This is a genomic window from Nocardioides panacihumi (assembly GCF_039530925.1).
In the GTDB taxonomy this organism is placed as follows: Bacteria; Actinomycetota; Actinomycetes; order Propionibacteriales; family Nocardioidaceae; genus Nocardioides; species Nocardioides panacihumi.
Genome location: NZ_BAAAPB010000008.1, coordinates 269,331 through 284,692, shown reverse-complemented (window position 1 = coordinate 284,692; position 15,362 = coordinate 269,331). Strand labels below are relative to the sequence as shown.

General features: G+C 71.4%; 13 protein-coding genes. 7 read left to right on the top strand and 6 right to left on the bottom strand.

All coding sequences use genetic code 11. From position 1 onward, the window contains the following. Window positions 1–111: 111 nt before the first annotated feature. From ABD205_RS22275 to uvrC, 3 genes are read right to left on the bottom strand one after another with little or no spacing between them, the layout of a single operon-like run. A complete protein-coding gene (locus ABD205_RS22275; protein ID WP_344048781.1) occupies window positions 112–1,101 on the bottom strand; it encodes a gluconeogenesis factor YvcK family protein in 990 nt (329 codons plus the stop codon). After that, window positions 1,098–2,000: an RNase adapter RapZ gene (rapZ, locus tag ABD205_RS22270; protein ID WP_344048779.1), complete on the bottom strand. Its 903-nt coding sequence runs from the start codon at window positions 1,998–2,000 to the stop codon at window positions 1,098–1,100. The genes ABD205_RS22275 and rapZ overlap by 4 nt, the downstream gene beginning before the upstream one ends. Next, window positions 2,000–3,964, bottom strand: coding sequence for an excinuclease ABC subunit UvrC (gene uvrC / locus ABD205_RS22265; protein WP_344048777.1), 1,965 nt, complete (start codon window positions 3,962–3,964; stop codon window positions 2,000–2,002). Before uvrC ends, rapZ begins: the two co-directional genes overlap by 1 nt. A 60-nt stretch (window positions 3,965–4,024) precedes the next feature. Between uvrC and ABD205_RS22260 the strand changes: the two genes are divergently transcribed. After that, window positions 4,025–5,332, top strand: coding sequence for a tetratricopeptide repeat protein (locus tag ABD205_RS22260; RefSeq protein ID WP_344048775.1), 1,308 nt, complete (start codon window positions 4,025–4,027; stop codon window positions 5,330–5,332). Here ABD205_RS22260 and ABD205_RS22255 read toward each other — a convergent pair. Next, on the bottom strand, window positions 5,319–5,744 hold the full coding sequence (locus ABD205_RS22255) for a Rieske (2Fe-2S) protein (protein ID WP_344048773.1): 426 nt from the start codon (window positions 5,742–5,744) through the stop codon (window positions 5,319–5,321). The genes ABD205_RS22260 and ABD205_RS22255 overlap by 14 nt on opposite strands. Window positions 5,745–5,846: 102 nt before the next feature. After that, a complete protein-coding gene (uvrA, locus tag ABD205_RS22250; protein ID WP_344048771.1) occupies window positions 5,847–8,741 on the bottom strand; it encodes an excinuclease ABC subunit UvrA in 2,895 nt (964 codons plus the stop codon). 106 nt (window positions 8,742–8,847) lie between these two features. Between uvrA and ABD205_RS22245 the strand changes: the two genes are divergently transcribed. Then, window positions 8,848–9,576: a maleylpyruvate isomerase family mycothiol-dependent enzyme gene (locus ABD205_RS22245; RefSeq protein ID WP_344048769.1), complete on the top strand. Its 729-nt coding sequence runs from the start codon at window positions 8,848–8,850 to the stop codon at window positions 9,574–9,576. A gap of 50 nt (window positions 9,577–9,626) precedes the next feature. Next, window positions 9,627–10,244, top strand: a complete 618-nt coding sequence (locus ABD205_RS22240; protein ID WP_344048900.1) for an MBL fold metallo-hydrolase — start codon at window positions 9,627–9,629, stop codon at window positions 10,242–10,244. Between the two features lie 114 nt (window positions 10,245–10,358). Here the strand turns inward: ABD205_RS22240 and ABD205_RS22235 are convergent, their stop codons facing one another. Beyond that, entirely contained in the window at window positions 10,359–11,243 is an 885-nt protein-coding gene (locus tag ABD205_RS22235; RefSeq protein WP_344048767.1) for a hypothetical protein, read from the bottom strand. A gap of 108 nt (window positions 11,244–11,351) precedes the next feature. Here ABD205_RS22235 and ABD205_RS22230 point away from each other — a divergent pair, with 108 nt between their 5' ends. From ABD205_RS22230 to ABD205_RS22215, 4 genes are read left to right on the top strand one after another with little or no spacing between them, the layout of a single operon-like run. Continuing rightward, a complete protein-coding gene (locus tag ABD205_RS22230) occupies window positions 11,352–12,218 on the top strand; it encodes a sterol desaturase family protein (protein WP_344048765.1) in 867 nt (288 codons plus the stop codon). Between the two features lie 27 nt (window positions 12,219–12,245). Continuing rightward, entirely contained in the window at window positions 12,246–13,154 is a 909-nt protein-coding gene (locus tag ABD205_RS22225; protein ID WP_344048763.1) for a carbohydrate kinase family protein, read from the top strand. 9 nt (window positions 13,155–13,163) lie between these two features. Then, on the top strand, window positions 13,164–13,931 hold the full coding sequence (gene map / locus ABD205_RS22220) for a type I methionyl aminopeptidase (protein ID WP_344048761.1): 768 nt from the start codon (window positions 13,164–13,166) through the stop codon (window positions 13,929–13,931). A 54-nt stretch (window positions 13,932–13,985) separates the two neighbouring features. Continuing rightward, window positions 13,986–15,344 (top strand): pyridoxal phosphate-dependent decarboxylase family protein, encoded by a 1,359-nt coding sequence (locus ABD205_RS22215; protein ID WP_344048760.1) that lies wholly within the window; start codon window positions 13,986–13,988, stop codon window positions 15,342–15,344. Window positions 15,345–15,362 lie beyond the last annotated feature (18 nt).

Below are 15,362 nucleotides of genomic sequence, written 5' to 3'. Positions count from 1 at the left end.
AATCAACCTCACAGCCGTGGGCGACCGTGCGACGTGCGAAAAGTAGCCTGCGACACGTCCGCGCGCAGGCGTTCGCGAAAGGACCTCGCTCGCGCTGCCCGGACGGCCGGCTCAGCCGGTCATGATCGCGGCGTATGCCCGTGCCAGCTTGATCGGATCGTGCCGCGGCGTGCCGTCCCCGACGCTCACGTCGTCGAGCACGAGTCGAGCGCCGCACGCATCGACCGCCTCCCGGAGGTCCGCGAGTCCGTCCCCGACCGACGACTCGTCGGCCAGCACCGTGTCGACCTTCAGGGCGGGGGCGTGCTCGAGGAGTACGGCGAGGTGGTCGGCCGGCCCGAAGCCCGGCGTCTCCCCCGCCTGCTCGGCCAGGTTCAGCACGATGACGACCCGGGCAGGAGTGGCCAGCAGCGCGTCGCGCAGCGCGGGCACCCTCAGATGCGGGATGACCGACGTGAACCACGACCCCGGGCCGAGGAAGGCCCAGTCGGCGCCCGCGATCGCCTCGAGCGCGGCGGGCGCCGCCGGCGGGTCCTCGGGCACCAGCGCGATCGAGTCGATCACACCGTCTGTCGTGGCGACCTCCACCTGACCGTGGACGGGGACGAGCTCGTTCGGGTCGCCGGGCGCCAGCCCCCGCACATGCGCGGTGATGTCCATCGGGGTGAGCGCCATCGGCAGCACGCGGCCCTTGGCGCCGAGCAGTCGGGCGACCCAGTCGAGCGCCGCCACGTGGTCACCGAGCAGCTCCCACAGTCCGACGATGAGGAGGTTGCCCAGGTTGTGCCCCTTCATCTCGCCGTCGCCCGCGAAGCGGTGCTGAAGCACCTCCGCCCAGGTCGTGCCCCAGTCGTCGGAGCCGCAGAGCGCGGCGAGCGCCATCCGCAGGTCGCCGGGCGGCAGCACGTCGAACTCGCGGCGCAGGCGGCCCGACGAGCCACCGTTGTCGGCGACCGTCACGATCGCGGTCAGCTCGTCGACCGTGAGGTCGTCGACGAGCAGGCGCAACGCCGAGAGCGAGGCGTGCAGGCCGTGACCGCCGCCGAAGGCGACGACCGCCTGCGCACGGTCCTTCCAGTCGTCGAGGATCGGACCGCTCATTCGCGCCCCAGGTCGCGGTGGAGGGCAGTGGCGACGAGGCCGCGCTCCTGCAGGCGGCGGGCGATCTCCTCGGCCATCGCCACGCTGCGGTGCTTGCCGCCGGTGCAGCCGAGCGCGACCCGCATGAAGCGCTTCCCCTCACGCAGGTAGCCCTCCCCCACGCCCGCCAGAACCGGGACGTAGCCGTCGAGGAACTCCTTGGCCCCTGGGCGGCTGTAGACGTACGCCGCGACCTCCGGGTTGTCGCGCCCGTTGCCGGGTCTCAGCTCGGGCACCCAGTGAGGGTTGGGGAGGAAGCGCATGTCGGCGATGAAGTCGGCGTCGATCGGGATGCCGTACTTGAAGCCGAAGCTGATGACGGTGACCCGAAGCCGGGTGGTGTCCGGCGTCCCGAACGCCTCCGCGATGCGGTCGGTGAGCTGGTGGACGTTGAGGTTGGAGGTGTCGATGACGAGGTCCGCGATCGACCGCAGGTCCGCCAGCACGACGCGCTCGCGCTGGAGCCCGTCGAGCAGGCGGCCACTCCCCTGGAGGGGGTGCGGACGTCGAGCGGCCTCCTGGCGGCGTACGAGAACCTCGTCGCCGGCGTCGAGGAAGACGAGCGTGGCCATGCGCCCGGTGCTCTCGTGGGCCAGCGCCCGACCGATCTCGTCGAAGAACGACCCCGAACGCACGTCGACCACGACAGCGATCGGCTGCTGCCGGCCGCGGCTGTCGTCGACGAGCCGGACGACGTCGGGCAGCAGGGACGGCGGGAGGTTGTCGACGACGAAGAAGCCGAGGTCCTCGAGCTCCTTGGCGGCGGTGCTCCGCCCCGCGCCCGTCATGCCGGTGACGACGACCAGCTCGCCGGCCGGCTGCGGGGTCTCCGTCTGCAGTTCACTGATGGGGTCGGACACTACGTCTCCTCGACTTCGCCGGTCGCCGTGTTGACGGCCAGGCCGGGCCCATTCTTCTCGACGGCGGTCTTGATCGCAGCAGCCGTCGTCGGACCGATCCCCGGCACGGCACCGATCTCCTCGACGGTCGCGGCGCGCAGCTTGCGCAGGGACCCGAAGTGCTTCAGCAGCGTCTTGCGACGCACCTCGCCGAGGCCTGCGACGTCGTCGAGCATGCTCTCCACCATCGACTTCGACCGGCGCGAGCGGTGGTGCGTGATCGCGAAGCGGTGCGCCTCGTCGCGGACCCGCTGGAGCAGGTAGAGGCCCTCCGATGAGCGCGGCAGGATGACCGGGTCGGCCTGGCCCGGCAGCCAGACCTCCTCGAGGCGCTTCGCGAGGCCGCAGACGGGGACGTCGTCGATGCCGAGCTCGTCCAGGGCCCGTACGGCGGCCGCCACCTGCGGCGCACCGCCGTCGACGACCACCAGGCCCGGCGCGTAGGCGAACTTCCGCGGGCGGCCGGTCTCGGGGTCCACGAGCATGGGGCCGTGGGCGCCGTCGACCTCCGTCGACGGCACCGAGGTCGACTGCTCGTCGAGGAGGCGCCGGAAGCGCCGGGTGATCACCTCGTGCATGGCGCGCACGTCGTCGGAGCCCTGCTGCCCGCGGATGACGAAGCGGCGGTACTCCGACTTGCGGGCCAGTCCGTCCTCGAACACCACCATCGAGGCGACGATCTCGGAGCCCTGCAGGTGGGAGATGTCGTAGCACTCGATCCGCAAGGGCGCCTCGGGCAGCTCGAGCGCCTCACGGAGCTCGTCGAGCGCCTGGTTGCGCGTGGTCAGGTCGGAGGCCCGTCGGGTCTTGTGCAGCGCCAGGGTCTGGCCGGCGTTGCGAGCCACCGTCTCGAGCAGCGTCCTCTTGTCGCCGCGCTGCGGCACGCGCACCTGGACCCGGCTGCCACGAAGGTCGGACAACAGGTCCTCGACCACGGCCGCCTCAGGCGGCAGGGCGGGCACCAGCACCTCCCGTGGGATCGAGTCCGGGTCGTCCGCGTAGAGCTGGAGCAGGAAGTCCTCGACCAGCTTGTCGGTCTCGCCCTCGTCGACGCGATCCGCGACCCAGCCGCGCTGGCCCCGGATCCGACCGCCGCGCACGTGGAAGACCTGGACGGCGACCTCGAGGGGGTCCTCGGCCAGGGCGATGACGTCGGCGTCCGCGCCGTCGCCGAGCACGACCGCCTGCTTCTCGAGGGCACGCTGGAGGGCGCCGAGGTCGTCGCGGAGCCGGGCGGCACGCTCGAACTCGAGGGCCTCGCTGGCGGCGAACATCTCCTTCTCGATGCGGCGCACGAAACCGGCCGTCTGGCCGCCGATGAAGTCGCAGAAGTCCTCGACGATCCGGCGGTGGTCCTCGGCGCTGATGTTGCCGACGCACGGCGCGCTGCACTTGTCGATGTAGCCGAGCAGGCAGGGCCGACCGACCTGCTGGCTGCGCTTGAACACCCCGTTGCTGCACGAGCGCATCGGGAAGACGCGGAGCAGCACGTCGACGGTCTCGCGGATGGCCCAGGCGTGGCTGTAGGGACCGAAGTAGCGGGTGCCCTTGCGCTTCGCCCCACGGCCGACCATCACCCGCGGGAACTCGTCCGACAGGGTCACGGCGAGCCAGGGGTAGGACTTGTCGTCGCGGTACTTCACGTTGAAGCGCGGGTCGAACTCCTTGATCCAGGAGAACTCCAGCTGCAGCGCCTCGACCTCGGTGTTGACGACCGTCCACTCGACGCTCGCCGCCGTGGTGACCATCGTCGCCGTGCGTGGGTGCAGGCTTCCGATCGGCTGGAAGTAGTTGGACAACCTGGCGCGGAGGTTGACCGCCTTCCCGACGTAGATGACCCTGTTTTTGGGGTCGCGGAACCGGTACACCCCTGGTTGGGTGGGAATGTCCCCGGGCCGCGGTCGGTAGCTCCTCGGATCAGGCACGTACCAACCCTACGGCGAGGGACGGACACTCTTTATCTGCAGTTAGTTACTATGGTTAGTGTGACGCATCGCGACCCGTACGGCTACCCGCTCACCACGAGCGACGACGCAGCCGCGGCCTACAACCGCGGACTGCTGGACGTGCTCCGGCTTCGCAGAGGCGCGGTCGACCACCTCGCCGAGTCGATCGCGCACGACCCCACCTTCGCACTCGGTCACGCCGCGCTCGCGCTGCTCGGTCACGAGATGTGCCTCCCGATCGACGTCCCGGCCCGGATGCGGGCCGCGGCGCTCCACGCGCATCGGGCCGGCGAGCGCGAGCGCAGCCATGTGCATGCCGTCGGCGCTCATCTGGAGGGTGACCCGGGACCGCTGATCGCGCACCTGGCGGCGTACCCCCTGGACGCGTTGCTGCTCTCCTCCGCCGTGCCGACGATCGCCTTCGCCGGCGTCACCGAGGTGCCGTCGGAGGCGTGGGCGATCGTCGAGCGATGTCGCCCGGCGTACGGCGACGACTGGTGGTACGCCGGCCTGCTGGCCTTCATCCGGCAGGAGCAGCGCCGCTACGACGAGGCCATGGACCTCGCGGTCGCGTCGCTCGCGGTCGAGCCCGGGGCCGGCCACTCCGCGCACGCACGCGCTCACGCGCACTACGAGACCGGCGACCACGAGGCCGGGCTGGCGTGGATGGACGGCTGGGTGACCGGCGACGGTGCGACCATCGACTCGCTCTCGCACTTCTCGTGGCACGCCGCGCTGCACGAGCTCTCGCTCGGCGACCTCGACGCCGTACGTCGTCGCTACGAGACGCAGCTGCGGCCCGAGGGTGCGCGCGGCTGCCGTGCCCTCGTCGACTCCGGCTCGCTGCTCTTCCGCTGGGCGCTGACTCCGGGCGCGACGGCGGTCCCGTCCCTCGACGAGGTGATCTCCGCGACGGGTCCGGACACCATGGAGCGCCCCGCGACGCCGTTCCTGGCCATGCACGTCGCCGTGGCGCTGCTCGCCGTCGGGGACACCGCGGCGCTGGACCGGCTCGCCGCCCGGGCAGCGCAGCACGACCACCCGACGCAGCGCGAGGTGGTCGCCCCGCTCGCTCGCGCGCTCCGGCAGATGGCGTGCGGCCGGCACGCGGAGGCCGCGACGGCGCTGGCGGCACTCGCCCCGGAGGTACGCCGCCTCGGCGGGTCCGACGCCCAGCGCGAGGTCGTCGAGGAGGCCCGGATCGCCGCCCTGCTCCGGGCCGACCGGTGGGACGAGGCCAGGGCGCTCCTCGACGAGCGCCTCGACCGTCGGCGCTCGCCGCGCGACGAGGCCTGGCAGGCCTCCGCGAGCGCGCGGACCGGAATGACCGCCGTCAGGCCAGGGTGATCTGGCCGTTGGTCACGGTGATGGGCACCGACTGCAACGGCGCCGGGGCGGGGCCGCCCTCGACCGAGCCGTTCTCGATGGAGAACTTGCTGAAGTGGCACCGGCACAGGATCGCCTGGTGGTCGACCGAGGAGACCTGGCAGCCCTGGTGGGTGCACGTAGCGCTGAACGCCTTGAACGTCCCCGCCTCGGGCTGGGTGACGACGACGTTGAGGTCGCCGTAGATCTTGCCGCTCCCCACCGGGACATCGCTGGTCGGGCCGACCACCGTGCCTGGCTTGTTCCGCGTCACCTTGTCCTGCCCGGAGGCACCCGATCCGCTCCCGCCGCCGCAAGCGGCGAGCAACGGAAGTGACGCGGTCAGTCCGGCGGCCCCGGCGAGAGTGGTACGGCGGGTGAGCTGGTCTGCCATCGAGGTCTCCTGGTCGTCGAGTCGGTCAAGGGCGACGCTAGTGCGCCAGCCTGTGACACGACTGAGAGGCGCGCCCGGTTCAGACCGGCGTACGCCGAGGCGTCAGCTGGCCTTCCTGGCACGTCGACGGGTCGCCTTCGGCTGCGCCGCCGCACGGCCGTCGAGCAGCGGCCGCAGGAACTGGCCCGTGTAGGAGTGCGGGTGGGCCGCGACCTCCTCCGGCGTCCCCTCCACGACCACGGTCCCGCCCTTGTTGCCGCCCTCGGGACCCATGTCGATGATCCAGTCGGCCGTCTTGATGACGTCGAGGTTGTGCTCGATGACGAGGACGGTGTTGCCCTTGTCCACGAGGCTCGAGAGCACCCCGAGCAGCTTGCGGATGTCCTCGAAGTGCAGGCCGGTCGTCGGTTCGTCCAGGACGTAGACGGTCCGGCCAGTCGAGCGCTTCTGCAGCTCGCTGGAGAGCTTGACACGCTGCGCCTCGCCGCCGGACAGCGTCGTCGCCGGCTGGCCGAGCCGGACGTAGCCGAGACCGACCTCGAGCAGCGTGTTGAGGTGGCGAGAGATCGCCGGGACGGCCGCGAAGAAGTCGACGGCCTCCTCGATCGGCATGTCGAGGACCTCGCCGATGTTCTTGCCCTTGTAGTGCACCTCGAGCGTCTCGCGGTTGTAGCGCTGTCCGTGGCAGACCTCGCAGGGCACGTAGACGTCCGGCAGGAAGTTCATCTCGATCTTGATCGTGCCGTCTCCGGCGCACGCCTCGCAGCGACCGCCCTTGACGTTGAACGAGAACCGGCCCTGCTGGTAGCCGCGCATCTTCGCCTCGGGCGTCGAGGCGAACAGCTTGCGGACGTGGTCGAACACCCCGGTGTAGGTCGCCGGGTTGGACCGCGGCGTACGCCCGATCGGGCTCTGGTCGACGTGGATCACCTTGTCGACGTGCTCCAGCCCCGTGATGGTCCGGTGCCGGCCCGGGATGGTGCGGGCGTTGTAGATCTGCTTCGCGAGCGAGGTGTAGAGGATGTCGTTGACGAGCGTGGACTTGCCCGAGCCGGAGACGCCGGTGACGGCCAGGAAGACGCCCAGCGGGAACGAGACGTCGAGGTCCTTGAGGTTGTTCTCCTTGGCACCGAGCACGGTGAGCTCGCGTCCCTTGGTCGTCGGGCGGCGGACGACGGGGACCGGGATCTCACGCTTCCCGGCGAGGAACTGTCCGGTCATCGACCTGTCGTTCTCGTACAGCTCCTTGACCGTGCCGCTGTGCACGACGTGACCGCCGTGCTCGCCGGCGCCCGGGCCGATGTCGACGACCCAGTCGGCGACCCGGATCGTGTCCTCGTCGTGCTCGACGACGATGAGCGTGTTGCCGAGCTCCTTGAGCCGCACGAGCGTCTCGATCAGCTTGGCGTTGTCGCGCTGGTGCAGGCCGATGGACGGCTCGTCGAGGACGTAGAGCACGCCGACGAGACCTGCGCCGATCTGCGTGGCGAGCCGGATGCGCTGCGCCTCGCCGCCGGACAGCGACCCCGACGGCCGGTCCAGGGAGAGGTAGTCGAGGCCGACGTCGAGCAGGAACTGGAGCCGCTCCTGGATTTCCTTGAGCACTCGCTCGGCGATCTGCTTCTCACGGACGCTGAGCTGCACCGAGTTGAGGTACGCCGACGCCTCGTCGATCGGGAGGGCGCAGACCTCGGCGATGTTCTTGCCGCCCTCGTCCCGGGCGCCGAGCGTGACGGCCATCGAGACGGGCTTGAGGCGGCTGCCGGCGCACGTCGGGCACGGCACCTCGCGCATGAAGCCCTCGAACCGCTCCCGGCTCGTGTCGGTCTCGGCCTCGCGGTGACGACGCTCGACGTAGGAGCGGACCCCCTCGAACTCGGCGTCGTAGGCACGCTGCCGCCCGTAGCGGTTGGTCGTGACGACGTGGACCTTGCGGACGTGGCCGTCGAGGATCGTCTGCTGAGCCTTCGCGGGGATGTCCTCCCACGGCGTGTTGAGGTCGAAGCCGACCTCCTTGCCCAGCGCGCCGAGCAGCCGGAGGAAGTAGTCGGAGATGTGGGCGTGGCTCCAGGGCTGGATCGCGCCCTCCCCCAGCGTGGCCCCGGGGTTGGGGATGACCAGCTCCGGGTCGACCTCCATCCGGGTGCCGAGACCGTGGCATGCCGGGCAGGCGCCGAACGGGCTGTTGAACGAGAACGAACGCGGCTCGAGGTCGTCGGTGTCGATGACGTGGTCGTTGGGGCACGACATCTTCTCGGAGAACTTGAGCTCGCCGCCGTCGTCGACGAAGTCGATGAGCACCAGTCCGCCCGCGAGCTCGAGCGCCGTCTCGACGGAGTCGGTCAGGCGGCGCTTGGAGGACGCCTTGACCTGGAGCCGGTCGACGACGACCTCGATCGTGTGCTTCTTCTGCTTGTCGAGCTTGGGGGGCGTGTCGAGCGTGTGGGTCTCGCCGTCCACGCGGGCCCGCGAGTATCCCTGGCTCTGCAGCTGGGCGAACAGGTCGACGTACTCGCCCTTGCGGCCGCGGATGACCGGGGCGAGCACCTGGAACCGCCTGCCCTCGTCCAGCGCGAGGATCCGGTCGACGATCTGCTGCGGCGTCTGCCGCTCGATCGGCGCGCCGCAGGTCGGGCAGTGCGGCCGGCCCGCGCGCGCGTAGAGAAGACGGAGGTAGTCGTAGACCTCAGTGATGGTGCCGACTGTCGAGCGCGGGTTCTTCGAGGTGGACTTCTGGTCGATGGAGACCGCCGGGCTGAGGCCCTCGATGAAGTCGACGTCGGGCTTGTCCATCTGGCCCAGGAACTGACGCGCGTACGCCGACAGCGACTCGACGTAGCGGCGCTGGCCCTCGGCGAAGATGGTGTCGAACGCGAGGCTCGACTTGCCCGAGCCCGACAGGCCGGTGAACACGATCAGCGCATCCCGTGGGAGGTCGAGGGAGACGTCCTTGAGGTTGTGCTCCCGGGCGCCCCGGATGATCAGCTGGTCGGCCACGCCGCTCCTCTGTCGGTGTTGGTGGGATCCCGTCCGAACGAGTCGAACAGGTGTTCGCCATGGTAGCAGGAGCGACCAGGACCACCCAGATGCCAGGATGGTGTCCGTGAGCCACCCCACATCGACGGCGGAGTCGCTCCGCACTGCGTCTCAGCGCCTCGTGCGCACGGTTGATTCCCTGCCCGACGACGCCTGGCGCCGACCGAGCCTGCTGCCCGGCTGGAGCGTCGCGCACGTCGTCGCCCACCTGGCCCTGAACGGCGAGGGCCTGGCCCGCGCACTCGTGGGCGTGATCGAGGGCGAGCCGGTCGCGATGTACCGCTCCCAGGCGGCCCGGGACGCCGACATCGAGGAGCTGGCCGCCGCGCCCGTGACCGAGGTGCGCGACCGCCACCTGGCCGCGGTGACCCGGCTCGCCGCCGCCGTCGCGGCGGTGAACGACGACCTCGCCGGCGCCACGATCGAGCGCACGCCCGGCTCCGGGCGGACGTTCGCCGCCGGCGCCGTCCCGTGGATGCGGCTGCGGGAGGTCGAGATCCACCACGCCGACCTCGGGCCCGAGCTCGGGCCCGACGTCGCCGCCTACTCCCCCGCGGACTGGCCGGAGGAGTTCATCGTGCGGCTCCTCGACCGCAACGCCGGGCTGCGGACGGGGCCGGGCTTCATCGCGACCGCCACCGACCTGGGCCGGTCGTGGACGTTCGGCACCCCGGGCCCGACCGTGGCCGGGCCGGGACACGCGCTGGCATGGTGGAGCACCGGCCGGCCGCCGTACCCCGGCAGCGCCGGACCGATCAGCGACGACGGCGTGCTGCCGGGAATCGAGGGGATGTGACGTACAGCGGCGTGGTGCGCCCCGGCGGCCTGTACGACGGCAGGGACCTGATGCACCTGACGATCCACAAGGTCGCCGTCGACCCGAAGATGTCCAACAACTGCTACCTGCTCCGCTGCCGGCACACGGGGGCGCAGGTCCTCGTCGACGCCGCCGCGGAGCCGGAGCGGCTGATCCCCTGGATCGGCGCCGCGGGACTCGACGCCGTCGTCACGACCCATCAGCACTGGGACCACCACCGCGCGCTCGCGGAGGTCGTCGCCGCGACGGGCGCCGCGACCATCGCCGGCGAGCCCGACGCGGCCGCGATCACCGAGCAGACCGGGGTGCCGATCACCCGCACGGTCGGTCAGGGCGACCGGATCACCGTCGGCGAGTCAGAGCTCGAGGTCATCGCGGTGCGCGGTCACACCCCCGGCTCGATCTGCCTGCTGTACGACGACCCGTCCGGGCCGCCGCACCTCTTCACGGGCGACTCGCTCTTCCCGGGGGGCGTCGGCAACACGTTCGGCGACGTCGGCGCGTTCGAGCAGCTCATCAACGACGTCGAGGAGCGCATCTTCCAGCGCCTCCCGGACGAGACCTGGTTCTATCCCGGCCACGGCAACGACTCGACGCTCGGTGCCGAGCGCCCGCACCTCGCCGAGTGGCGCGAACGCGGCTGGTGACGGGCAGAGGGCCATGCTCCTGACCCGAAACGGCGCGACACGCGGGCGCCGGTCGGCGTGTCGTGCCTCGTCCGGCCAGCATCTGGCCCTCGGCCGCCCAGTCGACGTCCCTGCTCAGGTGTCCGGACGCTCGTACAGCTGGAGGACCCCGCCGACGACGAAGCACACGGCCCCGCCGAAGGTGCCCCAGTCGACCAGGCGGAGGTCGACCACGGTCGAGGTCGCGGGGCGGGTGTAGGCGGCGAGGCCGGCGAGGAAGAACAGGACCGAACCGAGCTGGTTCACAGCGACGACCCACCAGCCGAGGTCCCCGAGCCGGATGCCGATCCGACCGTGGCAGACCTCCATCAGGGCGAGGTGACCCGACACCAGGAAGCAGACGCAGCCCGCCATGTCCGGCAGCCAGATCCAGCCGTTGGACTGCCGGGCCGTGAGGTCGGAGGCGAACGCGGCGACGAGGCTCACACCGAAGAGCAGCGTCCCGGCGAACAGGACGGCCACGCTGAGCCAGCCGATCTCCCGCGGACGCCATGCCCACCACGTCCACGACCCACCGCTCAGCGCTCCGCGCTCGTCGATGACGGTGGGCGCGTTCGACGCCTGCACCACCGACGTGTAGCCGCCGAGGCTGAAGAACACGCCGCCGATCAGGTAGACCACGTCGACCGTCCGGACAGCGCCGCCGAGCTCGGCGAGCAGCGGGCCCAGGGCGAAGAGCGACCCACCGACCACGAAGGCGATGCCCACCACGACGTTGACCCGGGCCAGCCGCTGGGCCGTCGTCCTCTCGGCCCCGACGGCGCCGGTCACCGCCCCGGTCTCGTCCCGGAGCTCGAGGCGGCCACGCCGGCGCACCGTGCGAGACGCCCAGTGCACGGACGACCCGTCGCCGCGGTGCCACGCCATCCGCGTCACGAACCCGCCCGAGCGCTCGACGCGCCCGACTGCCCACCGGGCCGGATGGGTGATCCTGAGGTCGCGCGGGGCGTCACTCGCCACGAGCCGGAACGTAACAGTTCTGCGCCGATCGGCGCACCGGTCGGCCCAGCGCGGTCTACGATCGCGCCGCGCCGACCCGGCGCTCCGATGTCGTCGAAGGAGCCGAGCGTGCCCGACCTGCCCGACGTGGTGACGTGGTCGATCCCGGCCTTCCTGCTGCTGATCGTCCTCGAAGCGGTGTCGTACTGGTTCCACGCCGACGACGACGAGCTCGGCTACGAGCCGCGGGACACGGCGACCAGCCTGACCATGGGGCTGGGCAGCGTCGTCTTCGACACCCTGTGGAAGATCCCGATCGTCGCGGCGTACGCGCTCGTGTACTCGTTGACCCCGCTGCGCGTCGAGCTGACCTGGTGGACCCTCCCCCTGATCATCGTCGCCCAGGACTTCTTCTACTACTGGTCGCACCGCGGGCACCACCGGATCCGGGTCCTCTGGGCCTCGCACGTCGTGCACCACTCGAGCCGCCGGTTCAACCTGTCCACCGCGCTGCGGCAGACCTGGACGGGTGCGACCTCGTGGGTGTTCTACCTTCCGATGATCGCCGTCGGGGTCCACCCCGGCGTGCTCGCCTTCTGCGCCTCGATCAACCTCGTGTACCAGTTCTGGATCCACACGGAGCGGATCGACCGCCTGCCCGGCCCGTTCGAGGCGGTGCTCAACACGCCCTCGCACCACCGCGTCCACCACGCGTCGCAGGGCAGCTACCTCGACCGCAACTACGCGGGCATGCTCATCGTCTGGGACCGCCTGTTCGGGACGTTCGAGGCGGAGGGTGAGCGCTGCGTCTACGGGCTCACCACGAACATCGACACCTACAACCCGCTCAAGGTCGCCTTCCACGAGTACAGCGCCATCGCCCGCGACCTGCGCACGGCGACCACCTGGCGAGCCCGGCTCTCCCATCTCGTGCGTGCGCCGGGGTGGGCGCACGAAGTGGCTGCGCCCGACACCGTCCCTGACGCTGCCCACTAGCCGGGGGCGGTCACTACGCTGCCAGCCATGGACAGGGCCCTCATCATCGGCGAGGCACTCGTCGACGTCGTCCACGGCCCGGACGGCGCCGTCGCGGAGCACGCGGGCGGCAGCCCGGCGAACGTGGCCGTCGCGCTGAGCAGGCTCGGCCGGCCGGCGACCCTGTTGACGCAGTACGCCGACGACCGGCTCGGTGCGCTGCTGCACGCACACCTGCGCGACGAGGGCATCGAGGTCGTCCGGCAGGAGCCGCGGTCGGGCCGCACCTCCTCGGCCGACGCCCGCCTGGGAGCCGACGGCGCCGCGAGCTACGCGTTCGACCTGGAGTGGAGCATCCAGCCGTGGAGGCCCACCCGCGAGCCCCTGGTCGTGCACACGGGATCGCTGGGGGCGGTGCTCTCGCCGGGGGCGGCGAGCGTCCTCGAGCTCGTCGACCTCCTGCGGCCGCACGCGACGGCGACGTACGACCTCAACATCCGGCCCGGCGCGATGGGGCAGCTCGACGTCATCCACGGCGCGGTCCTCGCCGTGGTCGGCCGCTCGGACGTCGTGAAGGCCTCGGACGAGGACCTCGACCATCTCTTCCCCGACCTCGACGCCGTCGCCGCGGCGGAGCTGCTCCTCGGCCACGGGCCGGCGGCGGTCGTGATCACACGTGGCGGTGAGGGAGCCACCGTCGTCACGCCGCAGGAGCGGATCGACGTCGCCGCGCCCCGGGTCATCGTGGCCGACACGATCGGCGCCGGCGACTCGTTCTGCGCCGCCGTCATCGACGGGCTCTGGGACCTCGGCGTGCTCGGCGGCGCCGCGCGGGGAGCCCTGCGGGCGCTGCGCGGCGACGGGTGGCGCAGGGTGCTCGAGCACGCCACCGCGGCGGCCGCCATCACCGTCACCAGGCCGGGCGCCGATCCGCCGCGCCGAGGCGAACTGCCGTAGGGTTTCGGCGTGATCGAGCTCCGCACCCCCACCCAGATCGAGCAGATGAGGCCGGCCGGCCGATTCGTCGCCGACGTACTCACCGCGCTCCAGGACAAGGCGGACGTGGGTGTCAACCTGCTCGAGCTCGACGAGCTCGCCCACCAGATGATCAAGGACCGCGGCGCGGAGTCCTGCTACATCGACTACCACCCCAGCTTCGGAGCGAGCCCGTTCGGCAAGGTCCTGTGCACCAGCGTCAACGACGCCGTGCTGCACGGTCTCCCGCACGACTACGAGCTGCAGGACGGCGACCTCCTCAGCGTCGACTTCGCGGCGAGCGTCGACGGCTGGGTCTCCGACTCCGCGCTGAGTGTCGTCGTCGGCACGCCGCGCCAGGAGGACCTGGACCTCATCGAGACCACGACGCGAGCGCTCGAGGCCGGCATCGCGGCGGCGCTGCCCGGCAACCGGATCGGTGACATCTCCGCCGCGATCGCGGCCGTCGCGCACGCCAAGGGTCTCGCGATCAACACGCAGTTCGGTGGCCACGGAGTCGGCCGCACCATGCACGGCGACCCGCACGTACCCAACGACGGGCGCGCCGGCCGCGGCTTCAAGCTCCAGGCCGGCCTGGTCATCGCGATCGAGCCGTGGTTCCTGCACACCACCGACGAGATCTTCACCGACGCCGACGGCTGGACGCTGCGCAGCGCCGACGGCTCACGCGGGGCACACATGGAGCACACGGTCGCCATCACGGCCGACGGACCGCTCGTGCTCACGCGACGCGCCTAGGTCCGATCGTCGCGGGTGCACGCAAGGGGCGCCGCAGTCCCTAGGATCCGCGGCATGCACCTCTACACGGACGCCACCGACCGGATGGCGCGCGCCCTCGCCGACCTCTGCCTCGACCGCCTGGCCATGCAGGCGCCGCTGGATGAGACGCTGACACCGGAAGCGCTGCTCGAGAAGGCCGGACACACTGTCACCGAGACCGGCGTCGGGCAGGACGAGGCGCTCCGGCTGTGGGAGCACGTCCTCGCGCCCGCCTGCCTCTCGATCGACCACCCGCGCTACCTGTCCTTCATCCCCGGCGCGCCGAGCAAGGCGGCCGCGGCGTTCGACATGCTGGTCGGCGCCTCCAGCGTGTACGCCGGCAGCTGGCTGGAGGGCTCGGGCGCCGTGTTCGCCGAGAACCAGGCGCTGCGCTGGATCGCGGACCTGGCCGGCCTGCCGGCGGAGTCCGGCGGTGTCTTCGTGCAGGGCGGCACGATCGGCAACCTGTCCGCCCTCGTCGCGGCCCGGGCCGCGGTCCAGCACCGTCGCGGCTCGCGTCCGGACCGCTGGGCGGTCGTCCTCACCGACGAGACCCACTCCTCGGTCAAGCACGCCCTGGAGTCGGTGATGGACGTCGACGTCGTCCTCATCCCCGGCGACGAGCGCGGCCGGCTGACCGGCAGCGCGATCCGCGAGTGGCTGGCGACCGCCACCGACAAGCAGCGCGAGTCCGTGTTCGCCGTCGTCGCCACCGCCGGCACGACCAACCTGGGCGTCGTCGACGACCTCGCCGGTGTCGCCGACGTGGCCGAGGAGCAGAGCTGGTGGTTCCACGTCGACGGCGCGTACGGCGGCGCTGGCCTCGCCGCGCCGTCCGTGCGCCACCTCTACGAAGGTGTGGAGCGCGCCGACTCCTTCATCGTCGACCCGCACAAGTGGCTCTTCGCGCCCTTCGACTGCTGCGCCCTGATCTACCGCGACCCGGTGCTCGCCCGCGCCGCACACACCCAGAAGGCCGGCTACCTCGACCCGGTCACCGTCGAGGGCGAGTGGAACCCGAGCGACTTCGCCATCCAGCTGACCCGGCGGGCGCGAGGTCTGCCGTTCTGGTTCTCGCTGGCCGTCCACGGCACCCGCGCCTACACCGAGTCGGTCGAGCGGACGCTGTCGATCACCCGCGCCGGACGGGCACTGATCGAGGCGGCGGACCACGTGCGCCTGCTCGTCGAGCCGGACCTCTCGGTGCTCATCTTCGAACGGGTCGGCTGGACCGACGCCGACTACGCCGCGTGGAGCAAGCGCCTTCTCGACCAGGGCTACGCCTTCGTGACCCCGACCCGCCACCACGGTCGTGTCTGCACCCGGTTCGCGATCGTCAACCCCCTCACCACCGCCGACGACCTGGCCGGCATCCTCGAGTCCATGCGCTGAGACGCACCGGTGGCCGCC